The following is a 21,931-nucleotide window of genomic DNA, read 5'->3' as shown; positions in this document are numbered from 1 at the left end:
GTGCACGCATGGTGGCCATGCGGACTCACGCCATGTTGAAGGTGTCCGGGTCGGGGCCGGTGCGCTGGCCGTTGTCCAGCGCGGAGACGACCTCGACGTCGTCCGGGCTCAGCTCGAAGTCGAAGATCTCGAAGTTCTCCTTCATCCGCGACGGCCGCACCGACTTCGGGATGACGATGTTGCCGAGCTCGATGTGCCACCTCAGCACGATCTGCGCCGGCGTCTTGCCATATTTCTTGGCCAGCGCGGCGATCGGCTGTACGTCGAGGATCTGCGCCTGGGCCAGCGGGCTCCACGCCTCGGTGACGATGCGGTGCTTGGCATGGAACTCGCGCAACTCGGCCTGCAGCAGGTTGGGGTGCAGCTCGATCTGGTTGGCGACCGGCACGATGTCGGTCTCGTCGAAGAGCCGCTGCAGGTGCGGCACCTGGAAGTTGGACACTCCGATCGACCGGACCCGGCCATCGGCGTAGAGCTTCTCGAAGGCCTTCCAGGTCTGCACGTACGTGTCGCGGGCCGGCAGCGGCCAGTGGATCAGGTAGAGGTCGACGAACTCCAGGCCGAGCTTGGCCAGGCTCGTGTCGAAAGCGCGCATGGTCGCGTCGTAACCCTGGTCGGAGTTGGCCAGCTTGGTGGTCACGAAGATCTCGTCGCGCGGCAGGCCGGACGCGCGTACGGCGGCGCCGACGCCTTCCTCGTTGCGATAGCCGGCCGCGGTGTCGATGCTGCGATAGCCGACCTCCAGCGCGGTCGCCACCACCTTCTCGGTCTGCTCAGGCGGCACCTGGAAAACTCCAAGGCCGAGCTGCGGAATCTCCACGCCGTTGTTGAGCTTCAGGTTCGGAACGCCGCTCATCAGCTGCTTGCTCCCCTCGCCGGTCAAAACGCCGGACCACGGTCGTATTGTGTCCGGCGGTCGTCGTTCGCCAACTCCCGGGTGCCCCTGTTCGGGCCGCCGAAACAGTCCGGTACGGTCACGCCGAACGGATCGCCACCGGTGGATTTGACACCAGTTGATCTCCAGTGGTTGGGTCCCTGACCGGACCCGGATGACGCACTGATATCGTCCGATCACCAGGCGGGAGCGACGATGCTTCCACCGCACGTAGTTGATGGACACGTGCAAGACCGGCAACGACGCCGTATCCCATCGCGCTGAGCTCTGACTCGCCAAGACTGGCAACGTCACCAGAGCGGCCAGCGCGACCGGAGCTACTCACCGTAGGCGAGTGAGTACGCAGAGACGGGAGTCGATGCGATGGTTGGTACGGCACCGAGGCTGACCGGCGAGCGGCGCAAGCAGGGCACGCTCTATCGGCTCGACCTGCCGGCACACAGTCGCACCGCGCTGTACGGCGGCCTCAGCGAGCAGTACGTGGACGATCCGGCCTTCGCGGTCGACACCGTGTCGGTCGGCCCGGCCGACGGCCTGATCGTCCGCGGAGTCAGCGGCCACGCCGCCGAGTGGTGCGACGCGGTCACCGTCCTCACCGGCTTCGGCGTCGACCTGTCGGCGAGCAGCGCCGGCTGCGCGATCCTGCTGGTGCTCGACGGCCAGAGCTACGCGCTGACCTACGGTCCGCTCGGCCGCCGGCTGCTCGACCAACAGCGCATCGACAGTGGCTTCGGCCTGCGATACGCCGCCTCGGCCGCCGCGCAACCGGAGGTCGACGACGTCATCCGGGCCGCGCTGCGCTCGCCGCGGCCGAGCATGGAGGCCTTCGAGAACATCGTGCCGCGGCTGGAGCGGCACCTGCGTGACACGCGGCTGCCGGTCAACGGCACGCGGTCGGCCACCACGATCGGCACCGACGGCCTGATCCTGGACGTGGTCGCCAACCCGGTCACGCTGCTGGCGGACGTACGCGCGGTCGCCACCATGCTCGCGTACGGTCCCCAGCATCCCGAGCTCGACCTGGTCACGCACGTACGACCGCTGCCGGCGGACGCGCCGCTGGCCGGCGCACTGGACGAGCAGCTCGCCGCGCTGCTGGGCGGCCAGCGGCCGGAGGCGCCGCTGTCGTGGCGGCACGACCTGTGCCTGGACAGCCCGGCCGGCTACCTGGAGTCGGCGTCGTACGCGCTGACCGTCGGCAACGTCGAGGATCACGCCTGCGACGAGCTGCGCGTCGAGGACATCCAGGCGGGGCTGCGCGACGTGCCGGTCGACCAGCGCTGCACCGCGCTGCGCGAGGGCACCGTACGGGTGAGCACCGAGACCGGCATGCCGAAGCTGACGCTGACCGCGCCGGCCGACCACTGGATCGTCGCCGAGATCGCACTGCCCGAATATCGCTATCTCTACTACCGCGGCGCGTGGCACCAGATCCACAACCGGCACCTGACCGCACTCGCGCGTGGCGAGGACAGCTCGCTCACCATGATGATGCAGCTTGGCCTGCACCGGCTGGTCGCGACCGCCGCCGACAAGCGCTCGCGCCACACCGTCGTACGCGCCTTCGCCGCCTGACCCGCCTTTTGCCGCAACGCCTCGTTACTGGCAGATCCTGCCGGCAACGAGGTGTTGCGGCGTTCACGGCGTGGCCGGGGGTGGTCTAGCGATCATCGTCACGTTCGCTGCCATCACTTGTTATAACAGGTCATACTGGATGCATGAAAGAAGCGGCCCAGGGTTTGCAGCGGCAGTCGTCCGTGCCGCTCTACCGGCAGCTCAAGGAGCGGATCGTCGCGCGCATCCAGGCCGACGAGCTGCGGCCGCACGACCGGCTGCCATCCGAACGCGAGCTGATCGAGACCTTCGGCGTCTCGCGGATCACCGTCCGCCAGGCACTCACCGAGCTGATGCACGAGGGCCGCATCTACAGCGCGCCAGGCAAGGGCTTCTTCCTGTCCGAGGCGTGGGCTCCGGTCGAGCTCAACGGCCTGCTGAGCTTCACCGAGCTGGCCCGCAAGCACCATCGCCAGCCCGGCACCAGCGCGCAACTGGTCAAGCTCTCCCCCTCCGACGACGCCGTCGCGGCCGCGCTCCGGGTCACCCCCGGTGAGCCGGTCGTCCGGCTGCACCGCGTACGCACGCTGGACGGCAGCGCCGTACTGGTCGAAAACGCCTTCCTGCCGATGCCCGTCGGCGCCGGCCTGCTGGACAGTGGAGTCGGCGACGGCTCGCTGTTCGCGACGCTGACGCAGCGCTTCGGTTTCCGGCCGGCGCGCAGCACCAGCCTGGTGACGGCGCGGCTGGCCGATGACGGGGAGGCGCAGATCCTCGACCTGGCCACGCCGGCCGCCGTACTCGTTGTCGAACAGATCACCTTCGACGCGTCCGGCGCGCCGATGTGTGTCACCTATTCCGCGCAACATCCGCACCGATTCCCGCTGACGGTGACCGACACCGCGGACGGGCTGATCAAGGAGATCCGGTGAGAACCGTTCGGATATTCGACTCTCCCGCGCAGGTGGCCGGCGCCGTCGCCGACCGGCTCGGGGAGCTGCTGGCGGCCAACCCGCGGCCGGTCATCACCTTTCCGACCGGCTCGACGATGCTGCCGGTCTACGACGAGATCGTGAGCCGCAGCAAGGACGGCCGGCTGGATCTGCGCGGCGTACAGGTCATCCAGCTGGACGAGTACGCCGGAGTCGACGACCAGACCGCGGCCAGCTTCCGCGCGTGGCTACACGAGCACCTGCTCGACCCGGCCGGCATCACCGAGTTTCACACGCTGCCGGCGCACGACCCGACACCGCCGGCACTCGCCGCGTACGAGGACGGCATCCGCGCGCGCGGCGGCGTCGACCTGGCCATCCTCGGCATCGGCGGCAACGGGCACATCGCCTTCAACGAGCCCGGCAGCCCGGCCGACAGCCGTACGCGCGTCGTCGACCTCGACCGGCGTACGCGCCAGGCCAACGAGCGCTACTGGACCAACGCCGACGCGTTCGTACCGACGCGCGCGGTCACCCAGGGCATCGGCACGATCCTGGAGGCGCGGTCGATCCTGCTGATCGCGACCGGCGCGGAGAAGGCCGACATCCTGCACGAGGCGCTGAACGGACCGGTCACCGAGCACGTACCGGCGTCGCTGATCCGCTCGCATCCACACGCCGAGGTGCTCGCCGACGCCGCCGCCGGCCGTCACCACGACGTCGAGGACGACCGCATCTCCGCCTGATCTTTTCGGAACGCCCCTGTCCGTGCACAAGTTGCACGGACAGGGGCGTTCCGTTTTTTACCGAGCGGGGTATACTCGTCGGCGAGCATTCGCGTACGAGGAGGAGCCATGGCGAAGCGGCGGAAGGTGGCCAACCTGCTGGCGCTGGCCGTCCTGTCGACGCTGACCCAGAGGCCGATGCATCCGTACGAGATGGCCTCCATCCTTCGCGCGCGCGACAAGCACAACGACATGCCGATCAAGTGGGGCTCGCTCTACACGGTCGTGCAAAACCTGGAAAAGCACGGCTTCGTCGAGGCGACCGAGAACGTACGCGACGGCGGCCGGCCGGAGCGGACGATCTATCGGATCACCGATGACGGCAGGGCCGAGCTCACCGACTGGGTCAGAGAGCTGGTCGCCGAGCCGGAACGCGAGCATCCACGCTTCGTGGCCGCGCTCTCGGTGCTCGGCGCACTCAGCCCCGACGAGGTCATCGACCTGCTCCGCCAGCGCCTGCGGATCCTCGACCAACAGATCGCCAACGATCGCGAGGCGCTCCAACGCGATCTGGCCGAGGTGCCGCGGCTCTTTCTTGTGGAGGACGAGTTCGCGCTGCGGATCCGCGAGGCCGAGGCGGCCTGGGTCGGCGACTTTCTGCGCCAGCTGACCGACGGCAGCTTTCCGGACGTGGACGGCTGGCGCGCCTTCCACCGGACAGGTGAGATCCGGCCGGATCTCGCCGCACTCGCGGAAAGGGGAAGCACACCCGAATAAGACCAAGCCCCGGCGGTGTTGCAGCACCGCTGGGGCCTGGTGTTACTCCGTCCTCGAACCTGAACCCGCGGACGGATCCCGGCCACGAGGTGGCAACCGCAAGGATAGCCGGGCTCCCCCGTACGGGCAGGTTCACCATGCCTGAGAAATGGGGAGACAGATGTCTGACGTCAAGACGGCGATCATCGTCGGCGGTGGCATCGCCGGACCGGTGACCGCTTTGGCACTGCGAAAAATCGGCGTCGCGGCGCACGTGTACGAGGCGCACGACGGCACCGCGGACGGTGTCGGCGGCATGCTCGGCCTGGCGCCCAACGGTCTCGACGCGTTCGACGCCGTCGGCCTCGGCGACGTGGTGAGGCAAGCCGCCGAGCCGGTGTCCACCATGGCCATCCAGAGCTGGACCGGCAAGACCCTGGCCGAGTTCGGCGACCGCAGCGGACCGCCCTTCCTGCGCGTCATCTGGCGCACCGATCTCTACCGGCTCCTGCAGGACGCACTGTCCACAAAGGACATCCTGGTCGACTACGGAAAACGGTTGGTGACGGCGGAAAACCAGGGCGACTTCGTGACCGCGGTGTTCGCCGATGGTACGCGCGTCAGCGCCGACATCCTGGTCGGCGCGGACGGCATCCGCTCCGCCGTACGGTCGATCATCGACCCGGCAGCACCAAAACCGCGCTACACCGGCCTGCTCGGCATCGCCGGCAACTGGCGTAAAGGCGCGGATCTGCCATCCACCAACGGATCCATGAACATGACCTACGGCAAGCGCGCGTTTTTCGCTTACCGCGTCGACGAAAACGGCCGCGCCGGCTGGTTTGCCAACCTGCCATACAGGCAGCCGCTGACCATGGCCGAGGCACGCGCGGTCGGCGGCGAGGAATGGCTCCGCCGGCTGCGGTGGATCTTCGCCGACGACCGTACGCCGGCGCCGGGCATCCTCCGGCACGTACGCACCGGCGACCTGGTTGTCGTTGGCGCGCTTGAGGATCTGCCGCGCGTGCCGACCTGGAGCCGCGGCCGGATGGTGCTGGTCGGCGACTCGGCACATGCGACCTCGCCGAGCTCCGGCCAAGGCGCGTCGATCGCCGCCGAAAGCGCGCTGCAGCTGGCGCGCTGCCTGCGTGACCTGCCGGTGACGACCGCCTTCGGCGCGTACGAACAACTTCGGCGTGAGCGGGTCGAACGGATCATCGCGGCCGGCGCGCGTACGAGCAGCGGCAAGGCGGCCGGACCGGTCGCTCGGGTGTTCCGCGACCTCACGATGCCGGCGGTGATGAAGGTGCTGGCGCGGCCGGAACGGATGGCGTGGCAGCACGGCTATCACATCGACTTCGACGCCGCCGTGGCCGGCTAGGGCCTGTCTGCATATTCCGGGGGATGAGAGTCGAGATCCAAACGTCGTCTGGCGGTGCGGCGGAGCCGCCCGGCGTGGCAGCGCCACGTGGGCGGTTTCGCCGTGCCGTCAGGCGGCCCGAGACAGATGTGACAGCGGCTCGGCTGTCGCCCCGCGGAATATGGAGACAGGCCCTAAGCGCGACCTGCCGGCGGCGCTGGCGCCACTGTCGCCGAAAAACCGTTAGGCGCCGATACGTAGGCTGAGCGCATGCTCGACCACCCCAACGTACAGAAGGTCACCGCCGCGCTCGCCGAGGCCGGCGCCACCGGCGAGGTGCGGATCCTGCCGGAGGCCGTCCACACCGCCGCGCTGGCCGCCGCCGCGCTCGGCATCGAGGTCGGCCAGATCGCCAACTCGCTGATCTTCGACGCCGACGGCGCGCCGCTGCTCGTCCTCACCTCCGGCGCACACCGCGTCGACACCGCCTCGGTCGCCGCACAGCTCGGTGTCGCGAAGCTCAGGCGCGCCAGCGCCGACTTCGTACGCGAGCACACCGGTCAGGTCATCGGCGGCGTCGCGCCGCTCGGCCACCCCGCGCCGATCCGCACGCTGGTCGACGAGGATCTGGCTCAGTACGGCGAAATCTGGGCCGCCGCCGGCGTGCCGCAGTCGGTCTTCGCCACCACCTTCGACGAGCTGGTGCGGATCACCGGCGGCACCGCCGCGCGCGTCGCGTAGTTTTGTTACCTCGCACCGGGTTGTAGCGCAAAGAAACCTCGACACGCGTACGTACGCGCCAGTCGACCAAACTCGCGCCGTGCACCGTAGGCTCGCAGTTATGGCCGTGCCTGAGCTGGTGACCGTGTATGTGTGGCGAGTGCCCGCGGTCGCCGTTCCCGCCGCGATGGCGCGAGTCGCCATGCACCGGCGGCCGCTGCGGCGCACCACCGGCCTGCGGTTCGGAAAACTGTTCGGCACCGGCAGCGGATTCCGGCCGGCGGACGCCGACGTGCGGCAGTGGGGAATGCTGGCGGCCTGGCGCACCAAGGACGACGCCGAGGCGTTCGGCGAGTCGGCGATCGTACGGTCGTGGCGGCGGATCGCCCGTGAGGAGTGGCGGCTGAGCCTGACGCCGCTGGCCTCGACCGGCTCGTGGTCGGGTCGCCAGCCGTTCGGCGCGCCGGACGGTGACTGGGAGGGGACGGTGGCGGCGCTGACCCGCGCGAGACTCCGGCCGCGCAGGGCGGTCACGTTCTGGCGAGCCGTGCCGCCGGTGGCCGCCGACCTGGCCGGCCGCCCCGGCCTGCTCGCCGCCTTCGGCCTCGGCGAGGCGCCACTGGGCGTACAGGGCACGCTGTCGGTCTGGCGCAGCGCGACCGATCTGGCCGACTTCGCGTATCGTGGTGCGCCGCACCGGGCGGTGATGGCGCGTACGAGCCGGGTCGGCTGGTATGCGGAGAGCCTGTTCGCCAGGTTCGGTGTGCTCGACTCGGCTGGTACGTTTCGCGGTTCGGATCCGGTGACATGAGAGCAAGCAGAGTGAACCCCGAGGACGTCGGCACCGAGCTGGTCCGGTGGGACCGGCGCGAGTTCCTTCGTCGCCTCGATGACGTGCTGCGCGTCTACGTCACCGCGATGGGTTACTCCCCCGGCCTGGTCGGCAGCCGGCGCGGCTTCGTCGCCGGCCACGCGCAGCGCGAGGACTTCCGCGCGGTCGCGACGGTCGAGCCGGCGACCGGGCGGCTGGTCGGCATCGCGTACGGCTATCACAGCGGACCGGGTCAGTGGTGGCACGAGCAGGTCAGGGCCGGCCTCGACCGGCAGGCGGCCCGCTATTGGCTGTCCGACTGTTACGAGCTGGTCGAGCTGCACGTGATGCCGTACGCGCAGGGTCGCGGTCTCGGCGAGGCGCAACTGCGGGCGCTGATGGACGGCGTGACCGCGCGGACCGTGCTGCTGTCGACGCCGGAAGGCGACACGCGCGCGTGGCGGCTCTATCGCCGGCTCGGCTTCGAGGACGTGCTGCGCGACTACCTGTTTCCTGGTGACGCACGGCCGTTCGGAGTGCTGGGTCGGCTGCTTCCGCTCGATTGACCGGCTGGCTGGCGGCCGCGACCGTGCTGGCGCAGATCGGCTATCCGCTCACGTCCGGCACCGCCCGCAACGTCCTGACCGTCGTCACCGTCTTGCTTTTCGCCGCCACCTCGATCGTGCATGCCGGTCGCACACAAGGCTGGTCGTACGCGGCGCGGTTCGTCGCGATCACCGCCGGCGGCGGCTTTCTCGTCGAGGTCGTCGGTGTCGCTTTTGGCATTCCGTTTGGCTCCTATGTGTACGCGGACACGCTGGGGCCGCGGCTTTTCGGCGTACCGCTGGTCATTCCGCTGGCCTGGACGATGATGGCCTGGCCGTCATGGTTGGTCGCCGGCCGGCTCGTACGGTCGCGCTGGCTTCGGGTTTTGGTCGCTGGCTGGGCTTTGGCGAGCTGGGACGTGTTCCTGGATCCGCAGATGGTGGCGGCCGGGCACTGGCGGTGGCTCGATCCGTCGCCGTCGCTGCCGGGGATTTCGGCCGTACCATTGACAAACTACGTCGGCTGGATGGTCGTGGCGGTGGCGCTGATGGCACTGCTGTCGACGCAATCGGAATCCAATTGTAACCACGACGGGATCATGATGGCGCTGTATCTCTGGACGTACGGCTCCTCCGTCCTGGCGCATGCGGTGTTTCTCGGCCTGCCAGCGTCGGCGTTGGCCGGTGGCATCGCCATGGGAACGGTCGCGATTCCGTTGGCTGTCAAGCTGGTGCGGTCATGAAACTGGTGACGATCGCCGCGCTGGCCGCGGCCGCGGCGACGGCGCACACGATCGTCAACGCGCGCCTGCTGCGCCGGCCTTCGCGTCAGCCTTGCGATGCTCGCGTCTCGGTGCTGGTGCCGGCCCGCGACGAGGAGCACCGGATCGAGCCCTGCCTGCGGTCTTTGCTCGCTCAGACAGCGAAAAACCTGGAGATCATCGTCCTCGACGACGGCTCGACCGACCGTACGGCCGAGGTCGTCCGGTCGCTCGGCTGCCGGTTGGTGACCGGTGAGGCACTGCCGGAGGGCTGGCTCGGCAAGCCGCATGCCTGTCACCAGGCGGCAAAACATGCCGGCGACGCGAGCGAAATCCTCATCTTCGTGGACGCCGACGTCGTGCTCGCGCCGCACGCCGTCGAGTCCACAGTGGACACGTTGCGGTCGACCGGTCTCGACCTGGTCTCGCCGTATCCGCGCCAGCAGGCGGTTTCCGTCGCCGAGCGGCTGGTGCAGCCGCTGCTGCAGTGGTCGTGGCTGACCTTCCTTCCGTTGCGGCTGGCGGAGCAGTCGCCGCGGCCGTCGCTGTCCGCGGCCAACGGACAGTTTCTGGCCGTACGAAGGGAAACGTACGAGCGCGCCGGCGGCCACGCGGCCGTGAAAGACGAGGTCATCGAGGACGTCGCGCTCCTGCGCGCGATCAAGCGTGCGGGCGGCAAAGGCGTTGTCGTCGACGGCACGGAGTTGGCCACCTGCCGGATGTACGCCGGTGCCGGTGACATCCTCGACGGCTATGGAAAATCGCTGTCGTCAGCCTTTGGGTCACCGCTCGGAGCGGCATGCGTGATGTCGGCGCTGGCGTTCACGTACGTGCTGCCGGCTGCCGCCGCCCTGACCGGTTCACCGGTTGGAATCGCCGGCTATCTGGCCGGTGTCGCCGGTCGCGTGGTCTCCGCGCGCGCGACCGGTGGCCGGGTTTTTCCCGACGCGTTCGCACATCCGCTCTCGATCGCGGCTTTGGCCGGCCTGACCGGCTGTTCGTACGCCAGACGCGGCCGCACGCGATGGAAAGGCCGCCCGCTGTGATCGCCGTGATCGGTGCCGGGGTCGGCGGGCTGGCGGTGGCGGCACGACTCGCGGCCGGCGGTCATCGCGTCACGGTCTTCGAGAAATCCGATACGGTCGGCGGAAAACTCGGCGAGTGGTCGCGCGACGGCTTCCGCTTCGACACCGGTCCGAGCCTGCTCACGTTGCCACAGGTGCTCACCGGTCTGTTCGCCGAGATCGGCCGCGACTTTCCGCTGGAGCTGAGGCGGCTGGATCCGGTCGCGCGCTATCGGTTCGCGGATGGCCAGTGGTTTTCCATGTACGCTCGGAAAGACGCGCGCGACGAGGCCCTGGACGACGCGTTCGGCGATGGCTCGGCTCGCCGCTGGAACGCCTTCATGGCGCGTGCCGGCGCGATCTGGCAGGCGACCCGCGGCCCGTTCCTGGAGTCCACTGTGGACGGTTGGACGCTGGTTCGGCAGGCCGTGCACGTACGCGACCTCGCGACGATCGCACCGTGGCGCTCGCTGCGTTCGCTGGCTCGGCATTATCTGCCGGATCCGCGGATGCGGATGCTGGTCGACAGATATGCCACCTACACCGGCTCCGATCCACGTCAGGCGCCGGCCGCGCTCGCCTCGATCCCGTACATCGAGACCGCGTACGGCGGCTGGTATGTCGAAGGTGGCCTGCGGAAAATCGCCGACGCTCTCCTCGAGCTCTGCCTGAGCCTCGGCGTGGACGTACGCACCGGCTCGGAGGTCAGCCGGATCGCGGTCACCTCGTCCGGCGTCACCGGCGTCGAGGTCGGCGGCCGCGTGTTTCGCGCTTCGACCGTGGTCGCGAATGTCGACGCCGACCGGCTCTATGGCGAGTTGTTGCCCGTCTCCAGCGAAATCCGCAAGCTGCGGCGCGTTCAGCGATCGCTGTCCGGCTTCGTCCTGCTGCTGGGCCTGCGTGACCGTACGCCTGGACTCGGCCACCACACCGTGCTGTTTCCGCGCGACTACGACGCGGAGTTCGACGCGATATTCGGCCGGGATCCGCGGCCGGTCGAGGATCCGACGATCTACGTCGCCAATCCGACCGGCGACGCGCTTTTCGTGCTGGTCAACGCTCCCGGTCAGGACCAGCTCGACTGGCGCGCACTTTCCGGCGCGTACGCACAAACCGTGCTGTCACGTCTGGCCGAGCGCGGATTCGAGGTGCGCGACCGGATCCTGTTCACCCACACCATCTCGCCGGCCGAGCTGGAAGAGCGCACCGGAGCCGTCGGCGGCGCCATCTATGGCACGTCCAGCAACGGACCGCGAGCGGCGTTCCTGCGCCCGGCGAACCGGTCGGTGGTGCCGGGCCTGTTTCTGGTCGGCGGCTCCGCGCATCCGGGTGGCGGCCTGCCGTTGGTGCTGCTCTCGGCGCAGATCACCGCGGGTCTGATCGGTCCGGCGTAAGGGGTTTCCCGGAGTCCGCCGTGGTCCCTTCGCCGGACTCACCGTCCGACCTCGGAGCGACGCGTCGACGATCCGTAGCTCCATACGCTCAAACGGTCCGAAACCGGAGAACAACTGGAGCATTCCAACAGTGATCACGAAAGTCGTCATAGCGGTGACCGCGGCCGCCGCGATGGTGCCGGCGACACCGTCGACCGGCATCGAGTGGAAACCGTGCGCAGACGCGACCACCTGCGCACAACTGACCGTACCAGCCGACTGGTCTCATCCCGGCCGGACGACGACGATCCAGTTGGCGCGGCTGCCTGCGGCCAAACAGAAGACCGGCACGCTTTTCTTCAACCCGGGTGGTCCCGGCGAAGGCGAAGTCGGCTATCTGCAAAGCAAACAGGCACGTGAGTACTACTTTCCGCAGGCGATCCGCGACAACTTCGACATCGTCGCGGTGGAGCCGCGCGGCACCGGCAGCAATCCACCGCTGACATGTCCGCTGCCGATCGACAACTCGGTGACGAAGTTTCCCCGCAATCAGACCGAAGTCGACGCGTTGCTGGCCAGTAACGGGAAACTCGGGCGGCGATGCGCCACCGACATCCGGCTGGACACGGTGAACGTGGCGCGCGACATGGACGCCGCACGAGCGGCGATCGGCGAGCAGCAGGTCAGCGTGCTCGGCGTCTCGTACGGCTCGATGCTCGCCCAAGCCTATGCCGAGCTGTTTCCCCATCGCGTACGCGCGATGGTGGTCGACGCGATCGTGGATCGCTCACGGCCGTGGCAGCAGCTGGCCGCCGACGACGCACTCGCGGTGGAAGACGGCGTCAACCGGTTTGCTCGGTGGTGCAAGGAAAACGCGGAGTGTGCGCTGCATGACGCCGACGTACACCAGACGCTCGTCCAGCTGCAGAGTCGCGCCGATGCCGGCCAGATCAAGGACGGCGACCGGGCCGTACGCGCCGAGGAGATCGCGGCGGCCGTCAACACCGGCATGCAAGATCCGGGTTTCTACTCGCCTCTCGCGCAGGGACTCAAGAAGACCACCGAAACCGGTGCGCTGGGTGACCTGGCCGGCCTGACACCGGCGAAGAACCCCGATTATTCGGTCTATCGCGCGATCATCTGCCAGGACGTGCCGGTGCCGGTCTCGCAGGCCGCCCAACTTCCGGCGTTGGCAGCGAAACTGCGCACGGTCGCGCCGACGTTGCGTGGATATTCGGAGTTCTGGGACATCGCCAGCGGCTGTGCCGGCTGGCCGGCGACCGTACGCTGGACACCGCACAACTGGACCGTACCGGCGGACTTTCCGGCTCCGCTCTTGCTTTCCGGAGCGCACGACGTGGCGACACCGCGGATCTGGGCCGAAAACGTCCAGCGTGCGCTGCCAGGCAGCCGGCTCGTACGGTGGGACGGCGACGGCCACGCGGCCTGGCCGGCACACGATGCCGGCGCGGTCACGGCGGCGGTGGATTTCCTCACCAAATAAGAACCCCGCAGGGCCCGTCCTCGAGCATCAGGCGCACGAGGGCGGGCCCTGCGGCCTCGCCTATGCGGCGGCGGTGCCGGCCGCGTTTTCCTTGACCAGCTGGCCTTCGGACTCCACGTAGCCGTAGACCTCCGGCAGGATGTAGCGCGCCGCGAGGAAACCGGCCAGCGAGATCGACGACATGATCAGCACGGTCAGCGGGATGCCGATCGCGTCCTTCATCGCCGGGAACACGAAGATCGTGGAGAACGCGGCCAGTTTCACGAACATGTAGCCAAAACCAGACGCCGTACCCTTGTAGCGGGTGGGCGCCACCATCGAGGTGACGGTCATGCCGTTGGAGGCGTCCCAGTAATGGCCCCAGATCATCGCCGCGGCGGAGATCAGCAGCAGCCACGGCTGGTTGGCCCAGACCGCGAAAGCGGCTACCAGCAGGGAAACGAACGCCATGCCGAAGCCCCACTGCGCGATGCCGCGGTGCCCGATCCGGGGCGTGATCATCGGACCGACCACGCCGCTGACGATCGCGAGGCTGTAGATGATCGCGTTGCTCAGGCTGTAGCCGATGAAGTTCTCGCTGGCCTTCGCCGCGCCGGCCACCGCGAGAATGCTCGGCAGATAGAAGCCGAAGGCACCCCACTCGCCGCCCTGAGCGGCATTGGAGATCCAGCCGAAGATGCTCGCACGCCGCCGGATCGGGTCCTTCCACAGGTCGCGCAGGAAGGCCATCGTGCTGGGACGTTTGATCTTGAAGTCCTGGTCCGGCAGCATGTCCAGCGAGTCGCCGAACATCTTCATCGAGACCTGCTTGGCCTGCCGGAACTTCCCGCGCTGCACAAGCGAAAGCGCCGTGTCGGTGATGGTCAGCCGGCCGAGCAGCAGGGTCAGTGCCGGCACCGCGCCGAGCGCCAGCGCGATCCGCCACAGCACGTCGTGGTCCATGCCGGTCAGATAGAGACCGAGCACCACCAGGATCGCCACGACCTCGCCGATCGCGAACATCGCCTGCCACCGGTTGCCCATCACCTCACGCTTGCCGCGCGGCATCGCCTCCATGATGTAGGCGTAGCCGGAGGAGATGTCGCTGCCGAGCGGGAAGCCGAGCAGGAACCGGATGATGATCAGCTGCCAGAAGTTCTGCGCGAAACCCTGTGCCAGCGCCAACACGATGAACATGATCATCGTGGTGATGAAGACCTTCTTGCGGCCGAACCGGTCGGCGACCCAGCCGCCGGCGAAACAACCGAGCAGCGCACCCAGCTGTACGGCCGCCGAGGCCAGGCCGACCAGCCACGGGTTGGTGCCGAAGCCGGCGGACTTCTGGACGAAGAGCATGACGAAGGCGATGGCGTACAGGTCCCACGCCTCGATGAGGATCGTCGAGATCATCATCCAACCGGCACGGCGGCCACTGGCCGTGCCCTGTTTGTTCATGATCCGGTGTGCTGCCTGGTCGGAGAGATCTCGCAGTTCGGCTTCGCTGGTGACCATCAGGGCCTTCCGTACGGGATGACCTTCCGTCTAACGGAAGTCAGTCAAATGGAGCTGAATTCTGGCCAAGGTAACGATGGCGGTCTGACACGTCAATGGAACAGCGCGTGTCGGACATCGAGCATTACCGATCGGCGAGCGCGGATCGCACAGTGTGAAGGATTTGGCCGAGTCCGGCCAAAGCGAGAGCGAGCCACAGGGCCACACCAGCTGTGGCCGCGACGCCGCTCAGTCCATCGTGGACGGTCAGCCGCAGGCCGCCGACCGCCACGAACGTGAACGCGACGACCAGGATCCTGCTCGGTCGTTCGAACACAGTGACGATCCCCATCCCGGTCATGCCGACCGCGGCGGCGCGTGCGCGTACGTATTCGAGCAGAAAGGCCACCAGCGCGGCAGGCGCCGCCAGCCATGGCGGAGCGCCGGCGACCACCAGCGCGACAAGGAAAAGCGCCTCACCGACGCGGTCGCACAGGCTGTCCAACACCGCGCCGAACCCGCTGGCGCGACCGGTCAGCACGGCAACGGCGCCGTCGACGCTGTCCGCCAAGCCGCAGCAGACCAGCAGTGGTACGACCAAAATCGCCGCCTTCGTCAGCGCGAGGAGCGGCACGCCAGCGGTCAGCAGCAAGCCAAACGCCGTCACCACATGAGGATGTACGCCGAAGCGCGCGAGCGGCAGCGCCAGCGCGTACGTGACCCGAAACCAGCCGAGCGGGAACACACCGGACGGCCGCCATCCGCCGTGCGGCGGCGCCCAACGGTCCAGATAGCCGTCGAAATCCGGGAACGGCGGCCGCACTTTACGCCGGCTGGCCGATCCGCAGGCTCTGCCAGATCTCCCTGGTCGCCGTCGACCGGTTCATGGTGATGAAATGAATCCCCGGCGCGCCTTCGGCCAACAGCTTTTCCGACAGCGCGGTCGCGACCTCGACGCCGATCGCTCGTACGGCCTCCGGGTCGTCGGCGACCGCGAGCAGCCGCTCGGCCAGGTCAGGCGGAAACTCCGCGCCGGACAGCTCGGCCATCCGCTGGATCGACTTCACGTTGGTCACCGGCATGACACCGGGGATGATCGGCGCGTCGCAGCCGGCGGCCACCACCGCGTCGCGCATCCGCGTCCAGTCCTCCCAGTTGAAGAAGAACTGGGTGATCGCGTACTCCGCGCCGGCCCGCAGTTTGCCGACCAGATAACGGATCTCGCTGTCCATGTCGGCCGAACGCGGGTGTTTCTCCGGAAAAGCCGCCACGCCGACGCAGAAGTTGCCGACCTCGCGCAACAAGGTGACCAGCTCGTTCGCGTACGACAGGCCCTGCGGATGCGCGATCCACTCCCCCTGCGGATTGCCGGGCGGGTCACCGCGCAACGCGAGCACGTTGCGTACGCCGACGGCCGCGTAATTGCCGATGATGTTGCGCAGCTCGGAAACCGAGTGATTGACGCAGGTGAGATGCGCCAGCGGCAGCAGCGTGGTCTCGGCGGCGATCCGCTCGGTGACAGCGATGGTCTTGTCGCGGTTGGAGCCGCCGGCACCGTACGTGACGGACACGAAGGACGGATGCAGCGGCTCCAGCTCGCGGATGGCCCGCCACAGGTGTCGCTCGCCCTCCGGCGTCTTCGGCGGGAAGAACTCGAACGAGAAGGTCGGACTCTTCCCGTTGACCAGGTCGCCGATCGATGGACTGCTGCTCTGGGCCTGCGCCATTCACCAACCTTACCAAGGTTGTGTCAACCGTGGGGTCGCGCGGCGGCACCGATCCGGACGGATTAGCGTCGGAGGCGGACAACCAGGAGGTTTGCGTGGGTAGCGTTGACGCCGAGGTGGCCGTCGGGCTGTCGGCCCGGGTCACCGATGCGCTCCGGTCGTTTCTGGCCGCGCGCCGCGACGAGCTGGTCGCGATCGGCACCGAGCTCGCGCCGATCGGCGAGCAGCTGACCTCCTTCCTGCTCGAGGGCGGCAAGCGGCTGCGGCCGGCGTTCGCGTACTGGGGCTGGCGTGGCGCCGGCGGCACGGACAGTGACGACGCCGTGTACGCGGTCGCCGCGCTGGAGCTCGTACAGGCGTCGGCGCTGATCCACGACGACCTGATGGACGGCTCGGACACGCGGCGCGGCCAGCCGTCCATCCATCGCCGATTCGAGCGGCTGCACCGCGAGTCCGGCTGGCAGGGACCGCCGGCCGCCTTCGGCTCGGCGGCCGCGATCCTGCTCGGCGACCTGTGCCTGACCTGGGCCGACCAGATGCTGTTCGGCTCCGGCCTGCCGACCGATGCGCTCGGCCGCGCCAAGCCGGTCTACGACACGATGCGCACGGAGCTGATGTCCGGCCAGTATCTCGACGTGCTCGGCCAGGTCCGCGATCACCACTCGGTGGCCTGGTCACTGCGGGTCGCACGGCAGAAAAGCGCGCGCTACACGATCGAGCGGCCGCTGCACCTCGGCGGTGCGCTCGCCGGCGCGTCGACTGGCCTGCTGGCGAGCTATTCCGGCTATGGACTGCCGCTCGGTGAGGCGTTTCAGCTGCGTGACGACATTCTGGGGGTGTTTGGCGATCCGCTGGTGACCGGGAAGCCTGCCGGCGATGATCTGCGCGAGGGGAAGCGTACGGTGCTCATCGCGCTGACGTTGGAGCGCGCGTCGACCGCTCAGGCGCGGGTTGTGTTGGAGCGGCTTGGGGATGCCGGGTTGGATGACGCTGGGGTTGCGGTGATGCGGGAGATCATCGCGGAGACTGGTGCGCTGGTTGAGACGGAGCGGATGATCGCGGCGCGGGCGGCTGAGGCGGTCCGTGCGATTGAAGGGGCTGAGGTGGTGGGTGAGGCTCGGGGGGCGCTGCGGGATCTGGCGGAGGCGGCGACCAGTCGTACGGTGTGAGAGCGGTGTGGTGGATGCGGGCTGGGATGTCGTGATTTGACGGGTCTCCCGGACGTGTGTCGCGGTGTTGACGTGGGTGCGGGATAGCGGGTCTTGATTTTGGGGTGCGCTTTTCTGATTGTTGCGTTTTGGGGGTGGTGGCGCCTTCGCGGCGGGCGACCTCAACGGGAGGGCGCCGTGATCAGAGTGACTGGTGTGACTGGTGACGCGTCCAACCGATCGTTGTTCTTGTCGGTGAGTGGCGAATGTAACGATAGTACGAAATTTAGCGCTACAGATCGTCATCATCGTTACATTTGGCGGCGATCACCGGCGATGTAGCGCTACAACTTTCTCAGGCTCGCCACCCGGGTCACATCAGCCACTCTGGCCACTGTGAGATGCGTTCGTCGCTAGCGACCCACGTCGATTTGGACGCTTTCGCCGACCAGGCGCACCGGATAGCAGGCGACCGACTCCTCCGCGTCGAGGCAGCGGCCGGTGTCGAGGTCGAAGCGTTGTTTGTGCATCGGGGACGCCACGGTTTGCAGGTTTCCGTGCGTACCCACGATTCCGCGCGACAGGACGTACGCGCCCGAGCAGGGGTCGAGGTTGTCGACGGCGCGCAGGCTTCCGTCGGCCAGGCGGAAGACGGCGACCTGGACGCCGGCGACGATCGCCGCGACGCCGCGTTCGGGAAGCAGGTCGTGATATTCGCAGACCTCGGTCCAGGATTCCAGCTCCAGAGCGGTGGTCATGATGCCTCCATCGACGGTACGGAACGGACGACGCGCAACCGGGGGCCGCTGATCAGGTCAGGCGGGCGGATCTGGTCGCGCTCGGTGACAAAGGTGATGCTCGGGTCGGGAGTGTCCGGCGCGTTCACGAAGGAGCGGAAGCGGCGGAGTTTTTCCGGATCGTCCAACACATCCTGCCACTCGTCACGGTATGAGCCGACGTGCCGGTCCATCGCGGCGTCGAGGTCGGCGCAGATGCCGAGCTTGTCGTCGACGATCACCTCGCGGAGGTAATCCAAGCCGCCGTCCAAAGACTCCAGCCACGGCGCCGTCCTTTGTAGACGGTCGGCGGTGCTGACGTAGAACATCAGAAACCGGTCAATGTAGGTGACCAGCGTCTCGGTGTCGAGGTCCTTCTCGAAAAGCTGCGCGTGGCGCGGCGTGAAGCCGCCGTTGCCGCCGAGATAGAGGTTCCAGCCGGATTCGGTAGCGATAATACCAAAATCCTTGCCTCGCGCCTCAGCGCACTCGCGTGCACAGCCGCTCACACCGGCCTTGAGCTTGTGCGGTGAGCGGAGCCCGCGATAGCGCAGCTCCAACATGACGGCCAGCGATGTCGAGTCCTGTACGCCATAGCGGCACCAGGTCGAGCCGACGCAGGATTTGACCGTACGTAGGGCTTTTCCGTACGCGTGGCCCGACTCCATGCCGGCGTCGACCAGTCGCCGCCAGATCGCCGGCAGCTGTTCCACGCGGGCGCCGAACAGGTCGATGCGTTGGCCGCCGGTGATTTTGGTGTAGAGGTTGAACTCCTTGGCGACCTGCGCGATGGCCAGCAGCTTGTCCGGCGTGACCTCGCCGCCCGGCAGCCTCGGCACCACCGAGTACGTGCCGTTTCGCTGCAGGTTGGCCAAAAAGTGGTCGTTAGTGTCCTGCAGCGCGGCCTGCTCGCCGTCGTGGATGTGGCCGTTTCCCTGCGAGGCGAGGATCGAGGCGACCGCCGGCTTGCAGATGTCACAGCCGCGACCGCGGCCGTGCTCGGCGATCAACGCGGAGAAGCTGGTGATGCCTTTCACCCGGACCAGGGCGAAAAGCTCCGCGCGGCTCTGGTCGAAATGCTCACACAACGCGCGGCTGATCTCGACACCGGACGACTTGAGGATCTGTTTCAGCAACGGCAGGCAGCTGCCGCATCCCGTGCCGGCCTTCGTGCAGGCTTTGACACCGCCGACATCCGTGAGGCCGTGCGCGTCGATCGCTACGCAAATGTCGCCTTTGCTGACGTTGTGGCAGCTGCACACCTGCGCCGCCGCCGGCAACTCGACCGACTTTCCGTCCGACACCGGCAAAATCAACGAGGCCGGCTCGTCCGGCAATGGCTCGTCGCTGCCGGCGAGCGCGCGCAGTGTCGGATACGCGGATGCGTCACCGACAAGGATGCCGCCGAGCAGTCGCTTCGCGTCGTCCGTGACGACGAGTTTGCCGTATCGGCCGGCGATCGGATCGGAATACACCAGCTCAAGCGCGCCTTCGGCCGCACCAAAGGCATCACCGAAGCTCGCCACATCGACGCCGAGCAGCTTGAGCTTCGTCGACGTGTCAGCACCGGGAAACGCGGCACCGGTGCCGGTCAGCTGGCTGGCGACGGTCTCGGCCATCGCATAGCCGGGCGCCACCAGACCGTACACACGGCCGGCGATCGAGGCGCACTCACCGATCGCGAAAACATTGGGATCGCTGGTCAGGCACTGATCGTCCACGACGATGCCGCCGCGCTCCCCCACCGCCAGGCCGCATTCTCTGGCCAACTCGTCGCGTGGACGTACGCCGGCGGAGAAAACCACCAGATCGGCGGAAAGTGTAGAGCCATCCGCGAACTCGAGTCCACGCACCTGGCCTTCGTCGACCAGCACACGTGAGGTCTGGCTGGAAAGCCGCAGCTCGACGCCGAGACTTTCGACGTGTCGCCGCAACATCTGGCCGCCGGCCTCGTCGACCTGTTGCGGCATCAGCCAACCGGCCATCTCCACGACGTGCGTCTCCAGGCCGAGCGCCTGCAACGCGTTCGCCGCCTCCAGGCCGAGCAGGCCACCGCCGACGACCGCGCCGACGCGCCGATCAGCCGCGTACGCGCGGATCGCGTCCAGATCGTCGATCGTGCGATAGACGAAAGAGCCGTCGGCGTCGCGACCTTCGATCGGTGGCACGAAAGGGCGAGAGCCGGTCGCCAGCACGAGCACGTCATACGGCACCTCACGACCGGTGTCGGTCGTGACGACCTGGTTGTCGCGGTCGACGCGTACGGCCAGCTCGCCGAGCACCAGATCGGCCGTCGTCGCCGGCAAAGCCAGCCGCTCGGCGTCCAGATCCTCGAAATAGGCGGAAAGATTCACCCGGTCGTACGCCGGCCGGTTCTCCTCGCCGATGACGGTGACCCGCCAGCCGCTGTCATCGGGTGCGGCCAGCGCCTCCACCAACCGGTGTGCGACCATGCCGTATCCGATGACGACGAGCCTGCGCGGTCCCTCCATGCCATGCCACTTTTCCCGAGGCGTGTAACACCGCTGGTTCGGCTTTGTTGCGGGTCAGGTACCGAATGCTCACGCCGTGGCACACCTCACAGTGAGGGTCGTGTTACCTGGCCGTAGCAAAACCGCAAACGGCCACTAACGCTGCTGACCGAGCATCAGAACGATGGCGGAGTCCAGCATGCCGAGCGATGTGCCCCCACTGACCGGTTTCACCGTGGGGGTCACCGCGTCGCGCCGCCGCGAGGAGCTGTCGTCACTGCTGTCCAGGCGGGGCGCGACGGTTGTGGAGGCGCCGGCCGTACGGATCGTGCCGCTGGCCGACGACCGCCACCTGTGGCAGGCGACCGAGGAATGCCTGGCCGCGCCGCTGGACTATGTGGTCGCCTCGACCGGCATTGGATTTCGCAGCTGGCTGGAGGCCGCGGATGGTTGGGGCGTACGCGCCACACTGCGTGACCGGCTGACGCCGGCCCGGCTTTTCGCACGCGGTCCGAAAGCCGTGGGCGCGATGCGATCGGCCGGGCTCGGCGAGGTGTGGTCTCCGCGGTCGGAGTCCTCCGCCGAGCTGTTGACCCAGTTGCTGACGGAAAACCTGGCCGGCCGGCGGATCGCCGTCCAGGAGCATGGCGCGCCGATGCCGGATTTCGTTTCCGCACTGCGTAAAGCCGGTGCGGACGTGATCGACGTGCCGGTTTATCGCTGGATGCCGCCGGCTGATCTCGCGCCATTGCGGAAAATGGTCCAGGCGATCACCTCGGCCAGCGTCGACGCCATCACGTTCACCAGTGCGCCGGCGGTGCTGACTTTGCTTGAGGTGGCAAAGGACACCGGCCACCTGGAGCAGATGATCGCCGGCCTGCGTGGACCGGTCGCGGCGGCGTGCGTCGGGACGATCTGCGCTGGTCCGCTCGCGGACCACGGCGTGACATGCGTCATTCCGGAGCGTTCTCGGCTCGGCGCGCTCGTACGTGTGCTAACCGACGAGCTCACCACGGCACGTACGCGCGTCGTCCGTGCGGCCAACAGAGAGCTGAGAATCTGCGGCACGGCGGTGGTGATCGACGGCATGCCGGTGCGCCTTTCGCAACGTGCCGCGGCGGTTTTACGCGCGCTGGCTGAGGAACCTGGCCGCGTCCTCACCCGCGCCGAACTGCTCACACGCGCCTGGCCGGACGGTCCCGGTGAGGAACACGCCGTGGAAACGACGATCGGCCGGCTGCGGGAGGCGCTCGGACCGGCCGGGGCGGCCGTGCAGACGGTCATCAAACGCGGCTATCGGCTGGCCGCGCCGTGATCCTCACAGTGTGGTGACGGCCGC

General features: G+C 68.0%; 20 protein-coding genes. 14 read left to right on the top strand and 6 right to left on the bottom strand.

Going from position 1 to position 21,931, the window contains the following annotated elements:
- Positions 1-25 precede the first annotated feature (25 nt).
- Positions 26-856 (bottom strand): aldo/keto reductase, encoded by an 831-nt coding sequence (locus GNX95_RS02300; RefSeq protein WP_187369581.1) that lies wholly within the window; start codon positions 854-856, stop codon positions 26-28.
- A gap of 402 nt (positions 857-1,258) precedes the next feature.
- Between GNX95_RS02300 and GNX95_RS02295 the strand changes: the two genes are divergently transcribed.
- The 12 genes from GNX95_RS02295 to GNX95_RS02240 all read left to right on the top strand — a co-directional run bounded on the left by GNX95_RS02295 (position 1,259) and on the right by GNX95_RS02240 (position 13,000).
- The gene (locus tag GNX95_RS02295; RefSeq protein ID WP_163505463.1) at positions 1,259-2,470 is read left to right on the top strand and encodes a DUF6119 family protein; all 1,212 of its coding nucleotides are present in this window, start codon (positions 1,259-1,261) and stop codon (positions 2,468-2,470) included.
- Positions 2,471-2,613: 143 nt separating this feature from the next.
- Positions 2,614-3,381 carry a GntR family transcriptional regulator gene (locus tag GNX95_RS02290; RefSeq protein WP_163505461.1) on the top strand — a complete coding sequence of 256 codons (768 nt, stop codon included), beginning with the start codon at positions 2,614-2,616 and terminating at the stop codon, positions 3,379-3,381.
- Entirely contained in the window at positions 3,378-4,127 is a 750-nt protein-coding gene (locus tag GNX95_RS02285) for a glucosamine-6-phosphate deaminase (RefSeq protein WP_163505459.1), read from the top strand. The genes GNX95_RS02290 and GNX95_RS02285 overlap by 4 nt, the downstream gene beginning before the upstream one ends.
- Before the next feature lie 108 nt (positions 4,128-4,235).
- Positions 4,236-4,883 carry a PadR family transcriptional regulator gene (locus tag GNX95_RS02280; protein ID WP_163505457.1) on the top strand — a complete coding sequence of 216 codons (648 nt, stop codon included), beginning with the start codon at positions 4,236-4,238 and terminating at the stop codon, positions 4,881-4,883.
- Positions 4,884-5,043: 160 nt separating this feature from the next.
- Positions 5,044-6,243 carry an FAD-dependent monooxygenase gene (locus GNX95_RS02275; RefSeq protein WP_163505455.1) on the top strand — a complete coding sequence of 400 codons (1,200 nt, stop codon included), beginning with the start codon at positions 5,044-5,046 and terminating at the stop codon, positions 6,241-6,243.
- Between the two features lie 249 nt (positions 6,244-6,492).
- A complete protein-coding gene (locus GNX95_RS02270; protein WP_163505453.1) occupies positions 6,493-6,963 on the top strand; it encodes a YbaK/EbsC family protein in 471 nt (156 codons plus the stop codon).
- Positions 6,964-7,063: 100 nt separating this feature from the next.
- Complete coding sequence (locus tag GNX95_RS02265) at positions 7,064-7,753, top strand: monooxygenase (RefSeq protein WP_163505451.1); 690 nt, start codon at positions 7,064-7,066, stop codon at positions 7,751-7,753.
- On the top strand, positions 7,750-8,319 hold the full coding sequence (locus GNX95_RS02260; RefSeq protein ID WP_163505449.1) for a GNAT family N-acetyltransferase: 570 nt from the start codon (positions 7,750-7,752) through the stop codon (positions 8,317-8,319). The genes GNX95_RS02265 and GNX95_RS02260 overlap by 4 nt, the downstream gene beginning before the upstream one ends.
- On the top strand, positions 8,316-9,041 hold the full coding sequence (locus GNX95_RS02255) for a carotenoid biosynthesis protein (RefSeq protein WP_163505447.1): 726 nt from the start codon (positions 8,316-8,318) through the stop codon (positions 9,039-9,041). The genes GNX95_RS02260 and GNX95_RS02255 overlap by 4 nt, the downstream gene beginning before the upstream one ends.
- Positions 9,038-10,105, top strand: coding sequence for a glycosyltransferase family 2 protein (locus tag GNX95_RS02250; protein WP_163505445.1), 1,068 nt, complete (start codon positions 9,038-9,040; stop codon positions 10,103-10,105). Before GNX95_RS02255 ends, GNX95_RS02250 begins: the two co-directional genes overlap by 4 nt.
- Entirely contained in the window at positions 10,102-11,517 is a 1,416-nt protein-coding gene (locus GNX95_RS02245; RefSeq protein ID WP_343034754.1) for a phytoene desaturase family protein, read from the top strand. The genes GNX95_RS02250 and GNX95_RS02245 overlap by 4 nt, the downstream gene beginning before the upstream one ends.
- 130 nt (positions 11,518-11,647) lie before the next feature.
- Entirely contained in the window at positions 11,648-13,000 is a 1,353-nt protein-coding gene (locus tag GNX95_RS02240; RefSeq protein ID WP_163505440.1) for an alpha/beta fold hydrolase, read from the top strand.
- A 60-nt stretch (positions 13,001-13,060) separates the two neighbouring features.
- On the opposite strand, the gene GNX95_RS02235 is transcribed toward GNX95_RS02240, so the two are convergent.
- The 3 genes from GNX95_RS02235 to metF form a co-directional block, all read right to left on the bottom strand.
- Positions 13,061-14,491 (bottom strand): MFS transporter, encoded by a 1,431-nt coding sequence (locus GNX95_RS02235; RefSeq protein ID WP_163505439.1) that lies wholly within the window; start codon positions 14,489-14,491, stop codon positions 13,061-13,063.
- A gap of 124 nt (positions 14,492-14,615) precedes the next feature.
- The gene (locus GNX95_RS02230; RefSeq protein ID WP_163505437.1) at positions 14,616-15,293 is read right to left on the bottom strand and encodes a CDP-alcohol phosphatidyltransferase family protein; all 678 of its coding nucleotides are present in this window, start codon (positions 15,291-15,293) and stop codon (positions 14,616-14,618) included.
- Between the two features lies 1 nt (position 15,294).
- Positions 15,295-16,197: a methylenetetrahydrofolate reductase [NAD(P)H] gene (metF, locus tag GNX95_RS02225; RefSeq protein ID WP_163505435.1), complete on the bottom strand. Its 903-nt coding sequence runs from the start codon at positions 16,195-16,197 to the stop codon at positions 15,295-15,297.
- 95 nt (positions 16,198-16,292) lie between these two features.
- Here metF and GNX95_RS02220 point away from each other — a divergent pair, with 95 nt between their 5' ends.
- Complete coding sequence (locus tag GNX95_RS02220) at positions 16,293-17,366, top strand: polyprenyl synthetase family protein (RefSeq protein WP_222853345.1); 1,074 nt, start codon at positions 16,293-16,295, stop codon at positions 17,364-17,366.
- 392 nt (positions 17,367-17,758) lie between these two features.
- Here the strand turns inward: GNX95_RS02220 and nirD are convergent, their stop codons facing one another.
- Together nirD and nirB are read right to left on the bottom strand one after the other, a co-directional pair.
- The gene (nirD, locus tag GNX95_RS02215; protein WP_163505433.1) at positions 17,759-18,103 is read right to left on the bottom strand and encodes a nitrite reductase small subunit NirD; all 345 of its coding nucleotides are present in this window, start codon (positions 18,101-18,103) and stop codon (positions 17,759-17,761) included.
- Positions 18,100-20,613: a nitrite reductase large subunit NirB gene (nirB, locus tag GNX95_RS02210; RefSeq protein WP_163505432.1), complete on the bottom strand. Its 2,514-nt coding sequence runs from the start codon at positions 20,611-20,613 to the stop codon at positions 18,100-18,102. Before nirB ends, nirD begins: the two co-directional genes overlap by 4 nt.
- A 163-nt stretch (positions 20,614-20,776) precedes the next feature.
- Between nirB and GNX95_RS02205 the strand changes: the two genes are divergently transcribed.
- A complete protein-coding gene (locus GNX95_RS02205) occupies positions 20,777-21,907 on the top strand; it encodes a uroporphyrinogen-III synthase (RefSeq protein ID WP_163505431.1) in 1,131 nt (376 codons plus the stop codon).
- The last annotated feature ends 24 nt before the right edge of the window (positions 21,908-21,931 follow it).

It is taken from the genome of Fodinicola acaciae (assembly GCF_010993745.1).
Taxonomy (GTDB): domain Bacteria; phylum Actinomycetota; class Actinomycetes; order Mycobacteriales; family HKI-0501; genus Fodinicola; species Fodinicola acaciae.
This window is presented reverse-complemented; position numbering and strand designations above follow the sequence as displayed.

What these genes read in the sequence shown, in the direction of transcription:
- GNX95_RS02300 (WP_187369581.1), bottom strand. Translation starts at nt 856, where the DNA reads ATGAGCGGCGTTCCGAACCTGAAGCTCAACAACGGCGTGGAGATTCCG.
- GNX95_RS02250 (WP_163505445.1), top strand. Translation starts at nt 9,038, where the DNA reads ATGAAACTGGTGACGATCGCCGCGCTGGCCGCGGCCGCGGCGACGGCG.
- GNX95_RS02290 (WP_163505461.1), top strand. Translation starts at nt 2,614, where the DNA reads ATGAAAGAAGCGGCCCAGGGTTTGCAGCGGCAGTCGTCCGTGCCGCTC.
- GNX95_RS02275 (WP_163505455.1), top strand. Translation starts at nt 5,044, where the DNA reads ATGTCTGACGTCAAGACGGCGATCATCGTCGGCGGTGGCATCGCCGGA.
- GNX95_RS02295 (WP_163505463.1), top strand. Translation starts at nt 1,259, where the DNA reads ATGGTTGGTACGGCACCGAGGCTGACCGGCGAGCGGCGCAAGCAGGGC.
- GNX95_RS02270 (WP_163505453.1), top strand. Translation starts at nt 6,493, where the DNA reads ATGCTCGACCACCCCAACGTACAGAAGGTCACCGCCGCGCTCGCCGAG.
- GNX95_RS02235 (WP_163505439.1), bottom strand. Translation starts at nt 14,491, where the DNA reads ATGGTCACCAGCGAAGCCGAACTGCGAGATCTCTCCGACCAGGCAGCA.
- metF (WP_163505435.1), bottom strand. Translation starts at nt 16,197, where the DNA reads ATGGCGCAGGCCCAGAGCAGCAGTCCATCGATCGGCGACCTGGTCAAC.
- GNX95_RS02260 (WP_163505449.1), top strand. Translation starts at nt 7,750, where the DNA reads ATGAGAGCAAGCAGAGTGAACCCCGAGGACGTCGGCACCGAGCTGGTC.
- GNX95_RS02205 (WP_163505431.1), top strand. Translation starts at nt 20,777, where the DNA reads ATGGCGGAGTCCAGCATGCCGAGCGATGTGCCCCCACTGACCGGTTTC.
- GNX95_RS02265 (WP_163505451.1), top strand. Translation starts at nt 7,064, where the DNA reads ATGGCCGTGCCTGAGCTGGTGACCGTGTATGTGTGGCGAGTGCCCGCG.
- nirD (WP_163505433.1), bottom strand. Translation starts at nt 18,103, where the DNA reads ATGACCACCGCTCTGGAGCTGGAATCCTGGACCGAGGTCTGCGAATAT.
- nirB (WP_163505432.1), bottom strand. Translation starts at nt 20,613, where the DNA reads ATGGAGGGACCGCGCAGGCTCGTCGTCATCGGATACGGCATGGTCGCA.
- GNX95_RS02280 (WP_163505457.1), top strand. Translation starts at nt 4,236, where the DNA reads ATGGCGAAGCGGCGGAAGGTGGCCAACCTGCTGGCGCTGGCCGTCCTG.